The 17,057-nt window shown below is 60.5% G+C and carries 18 protein-coding genes; 9 read left to right on the forward strand and 9 right to left on the reverse strand.

Annotation, left to right across the window (positions count from 1 at the left end):
* Positions 1–9: 9 nt before the first annotated feature.
* The 7 genes from IB246_RS03565 (at position 10) to IB246_RS03595 (ending at position 7,041) form a co-directional block, all read left to right on the forward strand.
* Positions 10–774: an amino acid ABC transporter ATP-binding protein gene (locus IB246_RS03565; protein WP_008026481.1), complete on the forward strand. Its 765-nt coding sequence runs from the start codon at positions 10–12 to the stop codon at positions 772–774.
* A gap of 38 nt (positions 775–812) precedes the next feature.
* Positions 813–1,637, forward strand: coding sequence for an ABC transporter substrate-binding protein (locus IB246_RS03570; RefSeq protein WP_008026483.1), 825 nt, complete (start codon positions 813–815; stop codon positions 1,635–1,637).
* A 149-nt stretch (positions 1,638–1,786) separates the two neighbouring features.
* On the forward strand, positions 1,787–2,629 hold the full coding sequence (locus IB246_RS03575; RefSeq protein ID WP_008038392.1) for a polysaccharide deacetylase family protein: 843 nt from the start codon (positions 1,787–1,789) through the stop codon (positions 2,627–2,629).
* A complete protein-coding gene (locus IB246_RS03580; RefSeq protein ID WP_008038390.1) occupies positions 2,622–3,509 on the forward strand; it encodes a polysaccharide deacetylase family protein in 888 nt (295 codons plus the stop codon). The genes IB246_RS03575 and IB246_RS03580 overlap by 8 nt, the downstream gene beginning before the upstream one ends.
* The gene (locus IB246_RS03585) at positions 3,506–4,855 is read left to right on the forward strand and encodes an MmgE/PrpD family protein (RefSeq protein WP_008038389.1); all 1,350 of its coding nucleotides are present in this window, start codon (positions 3,506–3,508) and stop codon (positions 4,853–4,855) included. Before IB246_RS03580 ends, IB246_RS03585 begins: the two co-directional genes overlap by 4 nt.
* 140 nt (positions 4,856–4,995) lie before the next feature.
* Positions 4,996–6,174 (forward strand): MFS transporter, encoded by a 1,179-nt coding sequence (locus tag IB246_RS03590; protein WP_008026490.1) that lies wholly within the window; start codon positions 4,996–4,998, stop codon positions 6,172–6,174.
* Between the two features lie 159 nt (positions 6,175–6,333).
* Positions 6,334–7,041, forward strand: coding sequence for an HPP family protein (locus IB246_RS03595; RefSeq protein ID WP_008038386.1), 708 nt, complete (start codon positions 6,334–6,336; stop codon positions 7,039–7,041).
* Positions 7,042–7,092: 51 nt separating this feature from the next.
* On the opposite strand, the gene astA is transcribed toward IB246_RS03595, so the two are convergent.
* The 7 genes from astA to IB246_RS03630 form a co-directional block, all read right to left on the reverse strand.
* Positions 7,093–8,127, reverse strand: a complete 1,035-nt coding sequence (astA, locus tag IB246_RS03600; protein ID WP_008038379.1) for an arginine N-succinyltransferase — start codon at positions 8,125–8,127, stop codon at positions 7,093–7,095.
* The gene (ctlX, locus tag IB246_RS03605) at positions 8,124–9,062 is read right to left on the reverse strand and encodes a citrulline utilization hydrolase CtlX (protein ID WP_008038378.1); all 939 of its coding nucleotides are present in this window, start codon (positions 9,060–9,062) and stop codon (positions 8,124–8,126) included. Before ctlX ends, astA begins: the two co-directional genes overlap by 4 nt.
* A gap of 254 nt (positions 9,063–9,316) precedes the next feature.
* Complete coding sequence (locus tag IB246_RS03610) at positions 9,317–9,796, reverse strand: Lrp/AsnC family transcriptional regulator (protein WP_008026500.1); 480 nt, start codon at positions 9,794–9,796, stop codon at positions 9,317–9,319.
* Between the two features lie 12 nt (positions 9,797–9,808).
* Positions 9,809–10,570: an ABC transporter ATP-binding protein gene (locus IB246_RS03615; RefSeq protein WP_008038375.1), complete on the reverse strand. Its 762-nt coding sequence runs from the start codon at positions 10,568–10,570 to the stop codon at positions 9,809–9,811.
* A 51-nt stretch (positions 10,571–10,621) separates the two neighbouring features.
* Positions 10,622–11,332, reverse strand: coding sequence for an ABC transporter permease (locus IB246_RS03620; RefSeq protein WP_008026504.1), 711 nt, complete (start codon positions 11,330–11,332; stop codon positions 10,622–10,624).
* On the reverse strand, positions 11,329–12,054 hold the full coding sequence (locus IB246_RS03625; protein WP_008038374.1) for an ABC transporter permease: 726 nt from the start codon (positions 12,052–12,054) through the stop codon (positions 11,329–11,331). Before IB246_RS03625 ends, IB246_RS03620 begins: the two co-directional genes overlap by 4 nt.
* Positions 12,055–12,129: 75 nt before the next feature.
* Positions 12,130–12,909: a transporter substrate-binding domain-containing protein gene (locus IB246_RS03630; RefSeq protein WP_008026508.1), complete on the reverse strand. Its 780-nt coding sequence runs from the start codon at positions 12,907–12,909 to the stop codon at positions 12,130–12,132.
* A gap of 448 nt (positions 12,910–13,357) precedes the next feature.
* Between IB246_RS03630 and IB246_RS03635 the strand changes: the two genes are divergently transcribed.
* Entirely contained in the window at positions 13,358–14,464 is a 1,107-nt protein-coding gene (locus IB246_RS03635) for an enoyl-CoA hydratase/isomerase family protein (RefSeq protein WP_008038371.1), read from the forward strand.
* Between the two features lie 3 nt (positions 14,465–14,467).
* Positions 14,468–15,619, forward strand: coding sequence for an acyl-CoA dehydrogenase family protein (locus tag IB246_RS03640; RefSeq protein WP_008026512.1), 1,152 nt, complete (start codon positions 14,468–14,470; stop codon positions 15,617–15,619).
* 107 nt (positions 15,620–15,726) lie between these two features.
* Here the strand turns inward: IB246_RS03640 and IB246_RS03645 are convergent, their stop codons facing one another.
* Both IB246_RS03645 and IB246_RS03650 read right to left on the reverse strand, forming a co-directional pair.
* Positions 15,727–15,996, reverse strand: a complete 270-nt coding sequence (locus tag IB246_RS03645) for a hypothetical protein (RefSeq protein WP_008038369.1) — start codon at positions 15,994–15,996, stop codon at positions 15,727–15,729.
* Between the two features lie 274 nt (positions 15,997–16,270).
* A complete protein-coding gene (locus IB246_RS03650) occupies positions 16,271–17,044 on the reverse strand; it encodes an enoyl-CoA hydratase (RefSeq protein ID WP_008038367.1) in 774 nt (257 codons plus the stop codon).
* Between the last annotated feature and the right edge of the window lie 13 nt (positions 17,045–17,057).

Here is a 17,057-nt window from a genome sequence, read left to right on the forward strand (position 1 = left end):
GAGTCGAACATGAGAAGCATCGTCAAGGCCGTGAGCCTGAACAAGTATTACGACCATTTCCACGCCCTCAAGGACATCAACATCGAAGTCGAGCAAGGCGAAGTGCTGTGCATCATCGGCCCGTCCGGCTCCGGTAAAAGCACCTTGCTGCGTTGCGTCAACCAGCTGGAAAAGATCGACAAGGGCGGCCTGTGGGTCGATGGCGAGCTGGTGGGTTACCGCATCGTCGGCAACAAACTGCACGAACTCAACGAGTCGCAGATCGCCCGTCAACGCCTGGCCACCGGCATGGTGTTCCAGCGTTTCAACCTGTTTCCGCACATGACTGTGCTGCAAAACATCATCGAAGGGCCGTGCCAGGTGCTCAAGCGTTCGCCCAAGGAGGCGCACGAAGAAGCCTTGGAACTGCTCGCCCGCGTCGGCCTGGCCGACAAGCGCAACAGCTACCCGATCGAGCTTTCGGGTGGTCAGCAACAACGTGTCGCCATTGCTCGCGCATTGGCCATGCGGCCCAAGCTGATGCTGTTCGATGAACCCACTTCGGCACTCGACCCGGAACTGGTCGGTGAGGTGCTGTCGGTGATGCGCGATCTCGCGCAATCCGGCATGACCATGATCGTCGTCACCCATGAACTGGGCTTCGCTCGCGAAGTATCCAACCGCATGGTGTTCATGGACGGCGGGCAGATCGTGGAGGCAGGAAGCCCCGAAGAAATACTAATAAGTCCGCAAAACCCGCGCACCCAAAGCTTCATTTCTGCCGTTCGAACCTAAGCGCCGGCTGGCGTAACAACACACATAAGAGAACGACCATGAAGAACATCGTAATCCCAGCAGTACTCGCAGGCCTGATGGCATCCAGCGTCAGCTTCGCCGCCGAATTGCCGGCCAGCATCAAGGAAAAAGGCGAGATCGTCGTCGCGATCATGCCGAACTACCCGCCGATGGATTTCAAGGACCCGGCCACCAATACCCTCACCGGTGTGGACGTTGATCTGGGCAACGCCCTGGCCGAACGTCTGGGCGTGAAGATCAAATGGCAGGAAACCGGCTTCGAGCAAATGATCAACGCCCTGACCACCGACCGCGTCGACATGGTGCTGTCGGGCATGACCGACACCAAAGAGCGTCAGGCCAGCGTGACCTTCGTCGACTACTTCACCAGCGGTCCGCAGTTCTACACCCTGCAGAAGAACAAGGACTTCAACGAAATCACCGACCTGTGCGGCAAGAAAGTCGGCACCAGCCGCCGGACCACGTTCCCGGCGGAAATCGCTGAGTACAGCAAGGCCAACTGCGAAGCCGCCGGCAAACCGGCCATCGTGGTGATCGGCACCGAAGGCTCGGCGGATGCCCGTGCGCAACTGCGTCAGAGCCGTATCGATGCCGCGATGCAAGGCAGCGAGACCTTGTCGTACCTGAAGACTCAGGAAAAGGACATGTACAAAACGGTCGGCCAGCCGATTTCCGTGCAGTTCTCCGGCATGGGCCTGAGCAACAAAAAGCCTGAGCTGAGCGAAGCGGTGAAGGTTGCGTTGCAGAGCATGATCGATGACGGCAGCTACCAGACCATCCTGAAAAAATGGGACCTGGAGCTGGGCGCAATCAAGACGGCAACCATCAACGCCGGCAAATAATCCGCTCGGGATGAACACATCCCTGTAGGAGCCAGCTTGCTGGCGATAGCGGTGGGTCAGGCACCATCAATGCAGATTGATGCGCCGCCATCGCCGGCAAGCCGGCTCCTACAAGGTTGCGTTTCGACAATTGAATACGGAGCATCACGATGTCGTCCTCCCCAACCTGGCCCGACCAGCACAAGGCCTGCCTTGCCCTGGCCTTCGACCTCGACGGCCCCACCGGCGATGCGATGCTCAACGGCTCGATCTGGCACAAGCCCGAGTACTTCGGTTTTGGTGGTTACGGCCCTTACCGGGCGCTGCCACGGATTCTCGACCTGCTCGACGAATTCCGCATCCCGACTACGTTTTTCGTTCCGGCCTGGGTCGTGGAGAACTGGCCGAAACAGTGCCAGGCGATTGTCGAGCGCGGGCATGAAGTGGCGTACCACGGCTACAAACACGAATCCTTTTACGCCCTGACGCTGGACCAGCAAAAGGACGTGATGAAGAAATCCCGCGAGGTGTTCTGGAAACACCTGAACATCCGCGCCGAAGGTTTCCGCACGCCGTCCGGCGACTGGCGCGCCGAGACCCCGGCGATGCTGGTGGAAGCCGGCGTGACCTACTCCAGCAGCATGCGCGGCGACGACCGACCGTACCTGGTGAACGTGCCGGGGTTCGACACGCCACTGGTGGAAATCCCCGGTCGCTGGGAAATGGACGACTACGCCTCCCTCGCCTACACCCGCGCGCCGGACTTTCCTTCGGGACTGGACCGCACGGCCAGCTACGAGCTGACTCTGGACAACTGGTGCCGCGAGTACGACGGCGCCATGAATGAAGGGTTGTGCCTGACCACCCTGTTCCACCCCAAGATCACCGGCAAACCGGGACGCATCCTGTTGCTGGAAAAACTTTTCGAACACATGCGTCAGCGCGACGACGTGTGGTTTGCCACTTGCCGCGACGTCGCCCAGTGGTGGCTGAAGGAGCATCACCATGGCTGATTCCATCGTCTGGCCCGACGGCTATCGCTGCGCGGTGGTGCTGACCGTCGATTACAACGACATTCACGGGATTCTCACCCAGGCGCCGGAAGTCGCCGGGCGCGACAAGACACTGTCTGTATGGCGATACGGCAGCCAGCGCGGCGTCGAGCGTCTGCTGGGTTTGTTCAAGGAACTGGGGGTTCGCAGCAGCTGGTTTGTCCCCGGCATCGTCGCCGAAGAAAACCCCGAACACCTTCAGGCGATCCAGGCCGGTGGGCATGAAATTGCCTGCGCCGGGTATCGCCATCAAAACTACGACACCCTCGATCTGGCACAGCAGAGCGCCGAAATTGCCGCCGGCTGCGAGGCTCTGCAAACATTGACCGGCCAGCGTCCGACGGGGTTTCGCATCCCCGCCGGCAATGGCGCGCCGGGATTCATCGAGGCGCTGAGGGATCAGGGCATTCATTGGTCATCCTCGTGGCGCGGCGATGATTTGCCGTTCGCACATCCCACTGCGCCGCAGGTGATTGAACTGCCCTTGCACTACGAGCTGGAAGACGAACCCTACTTCGCGTTCAACCTGAGCCCGGCGGTGCCGCCGGCGCAATCACGGATCGCCTCTTACAGCCACACCCTGGGCAACCTGCAAATGGACTTTGCAGGGTTTCACCGCTTCGGGCTGTGTTACGTGCTGCGTTTGCACCCGGAGATCATTGCCACGCCGGGACGGATCGGCGTGTTGCGCGAATTGCTGCAGGGCATTCAGCAACACAACGATGTGTGGATCGCCACCGGAGCCGAAGTCGCTCAGTGGTGGGCCGATTCCGCGACGCCTGTGACCGAGGATCACCCGGCGTCAGTGTACGAACGGCATTATCGGGACTACCTCCTATGACCGAGCGTTTGCAACGACTGGCGCAGTTTTGCGTCGACACACGATTTGAAGACTTGCCCCCGGCACTGGTTGCACAAGCCAAACGGCACATTCTCGACACCTTTGGCGCGACGCTGGCCGGGGCTGATAGCGATGTGGCGAAACAGGCGCGCCTGGTGTTCGCGGGCGAAACCGGCGGCACGCTGGTCTGGGGCGCGGACCTGCGGGTCGGCGCCGCTCAGGCTGCAATGCTCAACGGCGTCGCCGCACATGCGCTGGAACTGGACGACACCGGTGGCTGTGACCATTCCGGCGCGGTGGTGCTGCCGGCGGTGATGGCCGCTGTTTCGATGTCCACGCGGCCTGTCAGTGGTCGCGAGTTCATCACGGCGGTGGTCATCGGTTACGAAGTCGGCCGCCGCGTGCTCGAAGCCTGTGGCGGCTATTCGGCGCACAACGGTGCCGGCTGGCATTCCACCGCCACCTGCGGCGTGTTTGGCGCGGCGGCGGCAAGTGCACGCATCCTCGGTTTGAACGCCGGACAAATGCTCTCGGCACTCGGTATCGCGGGCAGTTTCAGCGGCGGCTTGTGGGCCTTCATCCACGACGGCTCGCAGAGTAAAAAACTGCACAGCGGGCGCGCCGCCGAAGGTGGATTGCTGGCGGCACGGTTTGCGCAGCAAGGCATCACCGGGCCGTCGAAGCTGTTCGATGATGTCTGGGGCGGTTTTCTGAAAACCCTGGCCGGGGCGTCTTCACAACTTGAGGCGCTGGATACCGGCCTGGGCGTCGTGTGGAAGCTCGCCCGCTGTTCGATCAAGCCGTACGCCTCGTGCCGTGGCACGCATTCGGCCATCGACGCGTTGGGGTTGTTGCTGGATCAACTGCAGGTGGATGTCGATCAGGTTGAAGACCTTGAGGTTTCGCTGTGCGGGTTTCTGCAAGACATGTGCGGCGCTCAGGAGGTGAGCAGCCTCGCGGCGGCGCAGATGAGCTTGCCGTACGCCCTCGCCGCACGCTTGGTTCATGGGCATTGCCGGCTGGAGGCGTATGACGACGAGCAACGGCGTGTTCCGAAGATTGCGCTGTGGATGTCGCGCATTCGTCTTGTAGTGGACCCGCAACTGTCAGAGGATGGCGAGCCCGTGGTGAGCGTGCGGACGGTGGACGGTCGGCAGGCGAGCCTGTGCGTCGACCCGCCACTGGGTGCGCCGGGTAATCCGTTGAGTGATGACGCGTTGGAACAGAAGTTTTTCAGTCTGGCGGTGCGGGTGATGCCGAGGTTGCAGGCAGAGGAACTGATCGGGCAGTTGTGGCGGTTGGAACAGCTGGAATCGGTTGCTGTGCTGGATCGGTGGTTGAGTTGAATTTTGCGTTGCCTGTGCGGGCCTCTTCGCGGGCAAGCCTCGCTCCTACGACCCCTGTAGGAGCGAGGCTTGCCCGCGAATGGCGCGACACGGTACACCGTCGAACACCCTGAAATCTGAATAAGGACATTTGCCTCACCGTGGCCACTTACTCGCTTGTTATCCGCCGGTTGATGATCGTATCGCTGACCATCGTCGTCAGCCGCGCCATCACCAGCCCGTTGCTCACGTTGTTCCTGAGCAACAAACTGGGCCTCAACCAACAGGACGTTGGCTTGCTGCTGGGCATCGCGGTGTTCATCGCTACCCTGCTTGCGCTCTACGGCGGCTACATCATCGACCGCCTCGAAAAACGCCGGCTGCTGATCCTCGCCATGCTCTCCAGCGCCATCGGTTTCGTGCTGCTGACCTTCGCCGAAAACCTCTACCTGACCACCCTGACCCTGGTGATCACCGAAACCGCTTCGGCGCTGTTCCTGATCGGCTCGAAGGCGATCCTCAGCGAAAACCTGCCCATGGGCCAGCGTGCCAAGGCCTTTTCCCTGCGCTACACCCTGACCAACATCGGTTACGCCACGGGGCCGATGCTCGGTGTGGTCATTGCCGGTGTCTACCCGATTGCGCCGTTCCTGATTGCCGGCGGCATTGCGTTTTTCAGCATCTTTTTGATGAGCGGGATCCCGAAAGATTCGAGCCAGACACCCGCGATCGGCCAGCCGCAAAGCTTTCTGAAAACCCTGATCACCCTGAAAAACGACCGCACGCTGATTATGTTCACTTGCGGCTGCCTGCTCAGCACCGTGGTCCATGGGCGCTTCACCCTGTACCTGTCGCAATACTTGCTGGTGACCCAGGACTCCAAACGCGCTCTGGAAACCATGGCCGCCCTGCTCGCCTGTAACGCCATCAGCGTGATCCTGCTGCAATACCAGATCGGCCGTTTCCTCAAGCGTGAACAACTGCGCTACTGGATTGCCGGTGGCACCAGCCTGTTCATCCTCGGCCTGATCGGCTTCAGCCTGGCGGATAGCCTGGTGTCGTGGTGCATCGCGATGTTCATCTTCACCCTCGGCGAAATGATCATTTACCCCGCCGAATTCCTGTTCGTCGACACACTGGCCCCCGAAGAACTGCGCGGCAGTTACTACGGCGCGCAAAACCTGGCGGCCCTGGGCGGTGCCCTGAGCCCGGTGATTTGCGGTTTCCTGTTGATGCACACCCCGGCGCCGACGATGTTTTATGCCCTGAGCGCGCTGACCGCCATGGGCGGTTTCCTGTGTTTCATGAGCGGACGCCGGGTGGCTTTACAGCAAAATTAATGCACTGAAACTGCATTAATATGAATTTGTCTCCGTCTGGAATGAGCGGCACACTGTGCCTCGTTCCTCCCCCAATAGTTGGAACGACTTCAAGGGCTTTCTGGGTATCCCAGCTAAGCCTTTTTTTTGCCTCGACTTTTGCAACGGACCGTTCACCTCATGTTTGCTCGCTGGTTCCCCGCCGCCATCAATACTCGACCTTCTGAATGGAGCCGCGCCGCCATCGGCATGGCCCTCGGTACGATGTTCAGCGTCTGGCTGTGCTCACAGGCTTTCGGCATCGAAGTGGCGCAGCACCTGATCGGTCCGCTGGGCGCCTCGGCAGTGCTGTTGTTCGCGGTGTCCTCCGGCGCATTGGCGCAACCTTGGTCGATTCTCGGCGGCTACTTGAGCGCTGGGGTGGTCGCATTGTTGGTCGCCCACGTGCTCGGACGAACCCTTGGCAGTGCTTGCCTGGCCGCAGGCATGTCACTGATCCTGATGTGCTGGCTGCGTTGCCTGCATCCGCCGGCCGGTGCCTTGGCGTTGCTGCTGGTATTGGCAGACCCGGCGACCATCGCGCTGGACTGGAAAGCTCTCGGCCCGGTAATGCTCGGCGCCTCGACGATGTTGCTCAGCGCGCTCGCATACAACAACCTGACGCGCATTCGTTACCCAAGACGCGCCAGTGAACCGGTGGCGATGGTGCCAGCCGATCACCCGCCCATAGACAGCCAGGCGATCACTGCCCAGGACCTGAAACGGGCGCTGGCGGACATGGAAGCTTTCTTTGATGTCACGCCCGAAGACCTTGAACAATTGATTCAAGCCAGTGAGTTGCATGCCAAACGGCGCAGTATCACTGAAGTCCTTAGCCGCAGAACCTGACACCCTACAAAACCCTTCAGGAGCGAGCAGTCTCGCTCCTGAAGGTTCGAGTCACGCCGCAGATAATTGCTTGGCCGGTACTGCCAGACTCACTGCCCGCACCGATGCCCCGGCACTCAACCCCAGTGTTTTTGCGGTCTGCGCATCGACAATCAACGTGCCCGCCGCTACCCGCGCCGGTGCTGCGGTAATCCGGCACTCGGCAAACTGGCGGTTGTGAATCAGGTAAGTCGCCGCCTGTTCTCCGGGGGTGCCAATGCTCAATTGCAGTACCTGACTGTCACGCACCGCTCGGATGTCGGCGGTGGCGCATTCAATCAGCGGCCCGCCGTCGAAAATGTCGATGTAGTCGCGGTGTTCGAATCCTTCCGCCTGAAGCATGCCCAGCGCCGGCTCGGTGTTGGGATGGACGCGGCCAATCACCGAGCGCGCTGCTTCCGGCAACAGGCAGGTCGGCAGCGGAAACTTGGGCATCAGTTCCGCGATGAAGGTCTTGTTGCCCAGGCCGGTGAGGTAGTCGGCATCGGCAAAGTCCATCTTGAAAAAGTGCCGCCCCAGCCCTTCCCAGAACGGTGAAATGCCCGCTTCGTCCGAGTAGCCGCGCATCTCGGCAATGACCTTGTCGCCGAAGTGCTGACGGAACTCTGCGAGAAACAGGAACCGCGCCTTCGACAACAAGCGCCCGTTCAGCCCGCTGCGATGATCGGCGTGCAGGAACAGTGAGCACAACTCCGATTGCCCGGTCATGTCGTTGCCCAGGAACAACGTCGGCAGTTGTTGATTGATCCCGAGGTTTTTCGACGCCGCGACAAACAAGCCCATTCGATAGTTGTACCAGGGCTCGCGCAGGCCGACGGCACCGGCCAGCGCACAAATACCGATCGCTTCTTGCTGGTCGTTTTCCAGCACAAACAGGTAGTCGGCATCGGCACGCTCGGCGTCGCCGGCAAAGGTTTTCGCGGCCCATTCCAGACGCTGGCGCAAACGCGGCGCATCGGCAGGCAAGGTGGTCAAACCGGTCCCGGCGCTATGGGCCAGGGCCAGGAGTGCCGGCAGGTCAGCCGGTGTGGCGGGACGGACGATCATCGCACTTGCTCCTTGGCAGTCAGGTGTTTGGGCAGGAATACTTCGGCCAACATGCAGCGGGCGCTGCCGCCGCCAATGCGTTCGATGGTGTCGATGTTCACTGGCAGCGGCGTGGTGTGGGCTTCAATCAACCGACGCTGGCGGGTGTCCAACGCTTGCCAGGCGGTACGTGACATCACCAGCACGGGGTCGCCCGCACTGCTTTGAACTTCCAGCATGTTGCCGGCAAAGGATTCCAACTGGCTCCAGTTCAGCGCGATGACTTGCTTGCCGCTGTCTTCCAGCCGCGAGCGCAGGGCCAGGCGTTCGCTAGGGTTCGTGACCGATGCCAGGCAGGCAATGGCCAGACGCGTACCGACGCTCATCATCACGTTAGTGTGGTAAATCGCGACGCCCTGACGGTCCTGCGCCGTGAACGCGCACAGCTCGTAACCCAGATGGTTGACCACCTCATCCAGCGCCCGGGCGTGGGTGCGGGTGGAGTAGCCGGCGTAGCAAATCCGCTGCTGACGATCCAGCACCATGCTGCCGGTGCCTTCCAGGAAGACTTCCTGCTGTTCGAGGCTGGAAAGGTCCAGCAACTGCTCGACCCGGTATTCGTCGCGCAGCCAGTCGAGCACACCTTTATCCCGCTCCAGTCGCCTGTTGTGGCCTTGCATCGGATACAGCACCAACGTGCCGTCGGGGTGGCTGCTCCACCAGTTGTTGGGAAAGATCGAGTCTGGCGTGTGCGGGGCCTCAAGGTCGTTGTGCACAAGGACCTCGACGCCTTGCCCGCGCAGTGCGGCAACGTAGCCATCGAATTCCTGCAGGGCCTTGAGCTGAACGTCTTCGGACACGGCGGCCGGGCGCTGAAAACGGTTGTTCGCCGCCGTGTCCTGATTGAAAGAGAAACGTGTCGGGCGAATCATCAAAACGGTATTGGTGGTTTGCATGGGCACAGATTCAATGAGGGTTGAGAGAGGCTCATTGTCTGTTTCGGGAGCGGGAAAACCCGGTTGATAAGGGTTTTTAAGGTGATGGAAACGGCTGAAGATTCCGGCCCCTCCAGCCGATTCGGCAAACACCAAAAACCACTGTGGGAGCGAGCCTGCTCGCGATAGCGGTGTATCAGTCACTAATGAATTGACTGATACACCGCTATCGCCGGCAAGCCGGTCTCGCTCCCACAAGGGAACCGGGGTGTTTATTACTCCATCGTGGTCTTGACCATCGCCAGTTCCGGATGGCTGACCAGTTTGTCGATGTGCAGCTCCGGGTCGTCGAACCAGACTTCGGTCAGCACCCGGTAATGTTCCATATCGCGGCAACGCATGCGCAGGCTGTAGTCGAACGCGCCGCTGATCAAGCGACACTCCAGCACCTGCGGGCAAGCACGGACCTTGGCTTCGAAGGCTTTTTGCGCCGCCCGCCCGCTCTGGTTCGACAGCGCAACCAACACCAGCAAAGACAGCCCCGGTGTCAGTTTTTTCTCATCGAGGATCGCCCCGTAACCGCGAATGACCCCGAGCTGTTCAAGCTTGCGCACCCGTTCCAGGCATGGCCTGGGGGTCAGGTGCACGCGCTCCGAAAGCTTTTGGTAAGTGATGCGCCCTTCATGGCGCAGCACTTCAATGATTGCCTGATCGATACGATCAAGCACGATCGACAGATCGCGGATATCCGCCATGTACGTCTTGCCTCACTTCAAACGACCCGATAGGAATTGCTGCAAACGTTCACTGTTTGGCCGGTCGAGGATCGTCGCATCACCCTGCTCCTCGACCCGCCCCTGATGCAAGAACAACACCTGGCTCGACACCTGCCGGGCAAAGCCCATTTCGTGGGTCACCATCAACATGGTCCGGCCTTCTTCCGCCAGTGCCTGAATCACCTTGAGCACTTCGCCGACCAACTCCGGATCAAGGGCCGAGGTCGGCTCGTCGAACAGCAGAATTTCCGGCTCCACCGCCAGCGCCCGGGCAATCGCCACCCGTTGCTGCTGGCCGCCGGATAGAAACGCCGGGTATTGATCGGCGACTCGCTGCGGCAAGCCGACCTTGTCCAGATAAGCCCGTGCACTTTCCTCAGCCGCCTTGCGGCTGATGCCCAGCACCCGGCACGGCGCCAGCACGATGTTCTCCAGGACGGTCAGGTGACTCCACAAGTTGAAATGCTGGAACACCATCGCCAGGCGCGTGCGCAAACGCTGCAACTGTGCCGGATGGGCGACGCGCATGCCACCCGCGCCCGGGCGAGTGATGACCCGTTCGCCGTCGAGTTCGATGGCGCCCTCGTCCGCCCGTTCCAGAAAATTGATGCAACGCAGCATGGTGCTTTTGCCTGAACCGCTGGCACCGATCATGCTCACCACGTCCCCTGCCCGCGCATTCAACGAGACGCCCTTGAGCACTTCATTGTCACCAAAACGTTTATACAGATTTTCAACCGTGAGTTTGTACATGCAGACACCCCTGCAGCAGCACCCGATTCGGCGCTGGTCTGGATAAATGGATTAATGAGTCGGCCCGAGAAAGCTCAGCCAGCGCTTTTCCGCGAGGCGAAATGCGCCGACCAGGCCAAACGACAACGCGAGGTACAGCAGGCCGGCAATGCCGAACGCCTGAAAGGTCATGAAGGTCGCGGCGTTGGCGTCGCGGGCGACTTTGAGAATGTCCGGAATGGTCGCGGTGAACGCCACCGATGTCGCGTGCAGCATCAGAATCACTTCGTTGCTGTAATACGGCAACGCCCGGCGCAGCGCCGAGGGCAGGATCAGTCGCAGGTACAGGCGCCAGCCGCTCAAGCCATAAGCGTGGGCTGCCTCGATTTCACCGTAGGGAATGCTGCGGATCGCCCCGGCAAAAATTTCCACGGTATAGGCGCAAGTGTTGAGGGTGAACGCAAGCAGCGTGCAATTCATCGCGTCGCGAAAGAACGCTTCGAGCAGCGGCTGCGAGCGCACCACTGCGATGCCGTAGATCCCGCTGTAGCAAATCAGCAGCTGGATATACAGCGGCGTACCGCGAAACACGTAGGTAAACAGCTGAACCGGCCAGCGCAGCAAGCCCCAGCGCGAGGTGCGCAGGATCGCCAACGGCAACGACAGGACAAAGCCCATCGCGATGCTCGCCACCAGCAACCACAGGGTCATCGCCAGGCCAGTGAGGGTCTCGCCGTCGCTGAACAGAAAGGGTTTCCAGTATTCCGCAATCAACTCGATCATCGCGCCATCCCCCGTACGCCCTGGTTGTAACGTCGCTCCAACACACGCAAGGCGTAGTTCGACGCGCTGGTGATCAGCAGATAAAGCGCCGCCGCCATCAGCAGGAAATCGAGCATGTTGAAGGTGCTTTTACCGGCCTCCTGCGCGACCTTTACCAGGTCCGACAGGCCGATGATCGACACCAGCGCCGTGGCCTTGAGCAACACCAGCCAGTTGTTGCCCAGGCTCGGCAAGGCAAATCGCATCATTTGCGGAAACACCACGAAGCGAAACCGCTGCCAGCGGTTCAAACCGAAACACGCCGCGGCTTCCTGCTGTCCACGCGGCACGCTGAGGATCGCGCCGCGAAAGGTCTCGGTGAAATACGCGCCATAGATAAACCCGAGGGTGATAATCCCGGCCACGAACGGGTCGATTTCCATGTACGGCCAGCCCATCGCTTCGGTCAGGCTGCTCAGCCAGCCTTGCAGGCTGTAGAAAATCAGCAGCATCAGCACCAGGTCCGGCACACCGCGAATCAAGGTGGTGTAGAAGGTTGCCGGCAGGTTCAACAGCTTCAGCGGCGACAGCTTTGCCGCCGCGCCGAGCAGCCCCAACGCCATGCTCACCAGCAGCGAGAGCGCCGACAGTTTCAGCGTGACCCAGGTGCCGTGCAGCAACAATGGGCCATAGCCTTGCAGGGCCGAAACATCGAGCCCGATCAGATTCAGGAAGGAATTCACGCCAGTCACCTGTCTTGAGGCGCCCACGGTGAAACACTGTGCCGGTTCACGGCACAGTGTCTTGGGGCGCGAGGATCAGTTGTTGTAGAGGTCCAGATCGCCGAAATGCTTCTGCTGGATCTGTGCGTAGATGCCCTTGTCGTGCAGGGCCTTGATGGCGGCATTGAGCATGCCTTTGAGTTCTTCGTTGTCCTTGCGCACGCCGATGGCGATTTCCGACGGCACCAACGGGTCACTGATGCCTTCGCTGTTCTGGAAGTCAGCCCCTTGTGGCGATGTGAGGAAGCTCATCTGCGCTTGCAGCTTGTCCTGGATCGACGCATCGAGACGGCCATAAACCAGGTCGGCGTACACCTGATCCTGATTCTGATAAGCGCGCAGCTTCACGCCGCCCGGCCCCAGTTTGGCCTTGGCGTAGGTTTCCTGAATCGTGCCCTGCATGTAACCGATGGTCTTGCCCCGCAGCGACTCGGCGGTGGGCAGCAGCCCGGAGTCCTTGCGGGTGACGATGGCGGTCGGCCCGGCGTACAGACGGTCGGTGAAGTCGATCTGCTTTTTGCGCGGCTCGGTCACGGTCATCGACGATTCGATGGCGTCGAACTTGCCGGCCTTGAGGGCTGGAATCAGCCCGTCGAAATCATTGCTGACCCACACGCAAGTCAGTTTCAGCTCGGCACAGATCGCGTTGCCCAGGTCCACGCCAAAGCCCTGCACGCCGCCATCGGCGGTGGTTGACTCAAAAGGCGGGTAGCTTGGGTTGACGCCGAATCGCAGCTCTTTCCATTCCTTGGCATGGGCGCCGGTGGTGCAGCACAGCAGCGCGAGTGTCGGCAAAGTCAGCCATTTGATATTCATCTTCTTGAGTCCCGATTTGTTTGGAGTTATCGCGGCCTGGCGAACCGGACCGCCTTTATGGGCAGGAACAGAGAGTCGGTGCGGCGCGAGCCGCAACAGCGTTCTTATTGTTTTGTTCGAGGGGCCGCACGTTGCGGCCTCCAGCCTGAAACCCTCGGCACAGACGGCTTCAAAAGCACGGCCAGAATGCCAACAGATAACCTGTTGCAGGTGTCGTAAGGGCCGTTCCAGACGCCCCGATTGCGCTGATAAGGCTGTTTTCACAGCCGATTCGGTCGTGAGCGCGGCCCGCGGTGGTCTTGAGAGGGAAGTTCTTCAGCGCTATTACAAAAATGCACACGAGACCTGCACATATCCGGGTTGTACTAGGCAAATTTGCACTGTTACGATCCAGCATCGCTCGCGCGCGAGCTTCTCTATAAAGAACAATAAAAGCAGGGAGTTAGTGATGACTGCTCAGGTTTCATCGAAGTGGACTTCGTCCATGGATGCCACGCAAAACGACGTGCTGGCCGAGGTTCGCAACCATATCGGTCACCTGACCCTCAACCGCCCCGCCGGCCTCAACGCCATTACCCTCGACATGGTGCGCAATCTGCAGCGTCAGCTCGACGCCTGGGCGCAGGATTCGAACATTCACGCGGTGGTCTTGCGCGGTGCCGGCGAAAAAGCCTTTTGTGCCGGCGGCGACATCCGCTCGCTGTATGACAGCTTCAAAAACGGCGACACCCTGCACGAAGATTTCTTCGTCGAGGAATACGCCCTCGACCTCGCGATTCACCATTACCGCAAACCGGTTCTCGCCCTGATGGACGGCTTCGTCCTGGGTGGCGGCATGGGTCTGGTGCAAGGCGCCGATCTACGCGTGGTCACCGAGAAAAGCCGCCTGGCGATGCCGGAAGTGGCCATCGGTTATTTCCCGGACGTCGGTGGCAGCTACTTCCTGCCGCGCATCCCCGGTGAACTGGGGATCTACCTGGGCGTCAGCGGCGTGCAGATCCGTGCGGCGGATGCGCTCTATTGCGGCCTGGCTGACTGGTATCTGGACAGCAGCAAACTGGCCACGCTGGACGAAAAGCTCGATCAGCTGGAATGGCACGACACGCCGCTCAAGGACCTGCAAGGCCTGCTGGCCCGACTCGCCGTGCAGCAACTGCCGGACGCGCCATTGGAAGCGCTGCGCCCGGCTATCGATCACTTCTTCGCCCTGCCCGATGTGCCGGGTATTGTTGAACAACTGCGCAACGTCACGGTTGCCGACAGCCATGAATGGGCGACCACCACCGCCGACCTGCTGCAAAGCCGTTCACCGCTGGCCATGGGCGTGACCCTGGAAATGCTGCGGCGCGGTCGGCACCTGAGTCTGGAAGACTGTTTTGCCCTGGAGCTGCACCTGGACCGTCAGTGGTTCGAGCGCGGCGACCTGATCGAAGGCGTGCGCGCCTTGCTGATCGACAAAGACAAGACCCCGCGCTGGAACCCGCCGACCTTGCAGGCGCTGGACGCCGCACACGTCGCGAGTTTTTTCACAGGGTTTGACCGGAGCGGGAGCTGAGCCATGCACGATATCGAATTGAGCGAAGAGCAAGTCATGATCCGCGACATGGCCCGGGACTTTGCCCGTGGCGAAATCGCGCCCCACGCGCAAGCCTGGGAAAAGGCCGGCTGGATCGACGACGGTCTGGTAGCGAAGATGGGCGAACTGGGGCTGCTTGGCATGGTGGTGCCCGAGGAATGGGGCGGCACTTATGTCGATTACGTCGCCTACGCCCTGGCGGTGGAAGAGATTTCCGCTGGCGACGGCGCCACGGGCGCACTGATGAGCATCCACAATTCCGTGGGTTGCGGGCCGGTCATGAACTACGGCACCGACGAACAGAAACAGACCTGGTTGCCGGATCTGGCTAGCGGCAAGGCCATCGGCTGCTTCTGCCTGACCGAGCCGCAAGCCGGTTCCGAGGCGCATAACCTGCGTACCCGCGCCGAACTGCGCGACGGCCAGTGGGTGATCAACGGCGCCAAGCAATTCGTCAGCAACGGTAAACGGGCGAAACTGGCGATTGTGTTTGCCGTGACCGATCCGGACCTGGGCAAGCGTGGTATCTCGGCGTTTCTGGTGCCGACCGATACCGCCGGTTTCATCGTTGATCGCACCGAACACAAGATGGGCATTCGCGCCTCCGATACCTGCGCAGTCACCCTGAGCAACTGCACCATCCCCGAAGCCAATCTGTTGGGTGAGCGCGGTAAAGGCCTGGCCATCGCCCTCTCCAACCTCGAAGGCGGACGCATCGGCATCGCCGCGCAGGCCTTGGGTATCGCGCGTGCCGCTTTCGAAGCGGCGCTGGCCTACTCCCGTGATCGCGTGCAGTTCGCCAAGCCGATCATCGAGCACCAGAGCATCGCCAATATGCTGGCCGACATGCACATGCAACTCAACGCTGCACGGTTGATGATCCTGCACGCCGCGCGGTTGCGCAGTGCCGGCAAGCCGTGTCTGTCGGAGGCTTCGCAGGCCAAGCTGTTTGCCTCGGAAATGGCTGAGAAGGTCTGCTCGTCAGCGATGCAGATCCATGGCGGGTACGGGTATCTGGAGGATTACCCGGTGGAGCGTTACTACCGGGATGCGCGGATCACGCAGATTTATGAAGGGTCGAGCGAGATTCAGCGGATGGTGATTGCCCGAGAGTTGAAGAATTATCTGGTGTGAACCTTAAAAAGCTTCGCGGGCAAGCCTCGCTCCTACAGGTTGTGTGTTGTTCATGCGAACACCGATAACCTGTAGGAGCGAGGCTTGCCCGCGAAGGCGTTATTGGTTTAAACCACCGACGTTGTGGCGCGTACGGTCTGAATTGCCACGCTCAAATCGGGTTCGCTGGACGGCATTTCCTGCACCGCGAAGAACACCGATGTCGTGCCGTCTTCCTCGATCACAACGGTTCGTCGGGTCACCAACAAGGCTGTGTTGGGGTTTTGTGGCCAATAGACGATGTCGTCTTTCATGGGCTCGTTGGCCAGAACATAACCTTGGGGAACGTGCGATACCGGCGTACCGCACTGGGCGTGCACAAAATGACAAATGCTCATGTAAACCTCGAATAAAGTGATTGAGCCTGAAACGACGGCTTCGTCCTGAAGCCTCGGTTAGCGTCCGGGCAAATTCACCATAGTCGAGGTACATGGGATCAGATACGGGCGGAGTGATGGCCCTGCTTCGCTGAATTCTTTCAATGCATTTCATGGGTGCTGGAAAAAGCTTCGCGGGCAAGCCTCGCTCCTACAGGTTATCGGCGTTCGCATGAACAACACACAACCTGTAGGAGCGAGGCTTGCCCGCGAAGACGTCCGTGAGAACGCTACATCACTTACCGACGAACTCCGCCTCACGCTTGGCAATAAACGCCGCCATCCCTTCCTTCTGATCCTGCGTCGCAAACGCCGCATGGAACACCCGACGCTCAAAGCGCACGCCTTCCGACAGGCTCACTTCGAAGGCGCGGTTGACGCTTTCCTTGACCATCATCGCAATCGGCAACGATTTCTTGGCGATCAACGCGGCGACTTTCAGCGCTTCTTCCAGCAATTCATCCGCCGGAACGATCCGCGCCACGATCCCGCAACGCTCCGCTTCAACCGCATCGATCAAACGCCCGCTCAGGCACATTTCCATCGCCTTGGCTTTACCGACCGCGCGAGTCAGGCGCTGGGTGCCGCCCATGCCCGGCAACACGCCGAGGTTGATTTCCGGTTGGCCGAACTTCGCGTTGTCCCCGGCCAGGATGAAGTCGCACATCAACGCCAGTTCACAACCACCGCCCAGGGCAAAACCGTTCACAGCAGCGATGATCGGCTTGCGGCGGTTGGCCACGCGGTCGCTGTCGCTGAACAGATCGTCGAGGTAGATCTGCGGGTAGGTCAGCTCGGCCATTTCCTTGATGTCGGCACCGGCGGCGAAGGCTTTTTTCGAGCCGGTCAGCACGATGCAACCGATGTTCGAATCGGCTTCCAGGCCATCGAGGGCGTGGTTCAGTTCGCTGACGATCTGCGCGTTCAACGCGTTCAGCGCCTGCGGACGGTTCAGGGTGATCAGGCCGACACGGCCGTGGGTTTCCAGCAAAATCGTTTCGTAACTCACAATGGACTCCTTC

The organism is Pseudomonas sp. PDM01 (assembly GCF_014852325.1).
Classification (GTDB): domain Bacteria; phylum Pseudomonadota; class Gammaproteobacteria; order Pseudomonadales; family Pseudomonadaceae; genus Aquipseudomonas; species Aquipseudomonas migulae.

What these genes read in the sequence shown, in the direction of transcription:
- IB246_RS03565 (WP_008026481.1), top strand. Translation starts at nt 10, where the DNA reads ATGAGAAGCATCGTCAAGGCCGTGAGCCTGAACAAGTATTACGACCAT.
- IB246_RS03570 (WP_008026483.1), top strand. Translation starts at nt 813, where the DNA reads ATGAAGAACATCGTAATCCCAGCAGTACTCGCAGGCCTGATGGCATCC.
- IB246_RS03575 (WP_008038392.1), top strand. Translation starts at nt 1,787, where the DNA reads ATGTCGTCCTCCCCAACCTGGCCCGACCAGCACAAGGCCTGCCTTGCC.
- IB246_RS03580 (WP_008038390.1), top strand. Translation starts at nt 2,622, where the DNA reads ATGGCTGATTCCATCGTCTGGCCCGACGGCTATCGCTGCGCGGTGGTG.
- IB246_RS03585 (WP_008038389.1), top strand. Translation starts at nt 3,506, where the DNA reads ATGACCGAGCGTTTGCAACGACTGGCGCAGTTTTGCGTCGACACACGA.
- IB246_RS03595 (WP_008038386.1), top strand. Translation starts at nt 6,334, where the DNA reads ATGTTTGCTCGCTGGTTCCCCGCCGCCATCAATACTCGACCTTCTGAA.
- astA (WP_008038379.1), bottom strand. Translation starts at nt 8,127, where the DNA reads ATGATCGTCCGTCCCGCCACACCGGCTGACCTGCCGGCACTCCTGGCC.
- ctlX (WP_008038378.1), bottom strand. Translation starts at nt 9,062, where the DNA reads ATGCAAACCACCAATACCGTTTTGATGATTCGCCCGACACGTTTCTCT.
- IB246_RS03610 (WP_008026500.1), bottom strand. Translation starts at nt 9,796, where the DNA reads ATGGCGGATATCCGCGATCTGTCGATCGTGCTTGATCGTATCGATCAG.
- IB246_RS03615 (WP_008038375.1), bottom strand. Translation starts at nt 10,570, where the DNA reads ATGTACAAACTCACGGTTGAAAATCTGTATAAACGTTTTGGTGACAAT.
- IB246_RS03620 (WP_008026504.1), bottom strand. Translation starts at nt 11,332, where the DNA reads ATGATCGAGTTGATTGCGGAATACTGGAAACCCTTTCTGTTCAGCGAC.
- IB246_RS03630 (WP_008026508.1), bottom strand. Translation starts at nt 12,909, where the DNA reads ATGAATATCAAATGGCTGACTTTGCCGACACTCGCGCTGCTGTGCTGC.
- IB246_RS03635 (WP_008038371.1), top strand. Translation starts at nt 13,358, where the DNA reads ATGACTGCTCAGGTTTCATCGAAGTGGACTTCGTCCATGGATGCCACG.
- IB246_RS03640 (WP_008026512.1), top strand. Translation starts at nt 14,468, where the DNA reads ATGCACGATATCGAATTGAGCGAAGAGCAAGTCATGATCCGCGACATG.
- IB246_RS03645 (WP_008038369.1), bottom strand. Translation starts at nt 15,996, where the DNA reads ATGAGCATTTGTCATTTTGTGCACGCCCAGTGCGGTACGCCGGTATCG.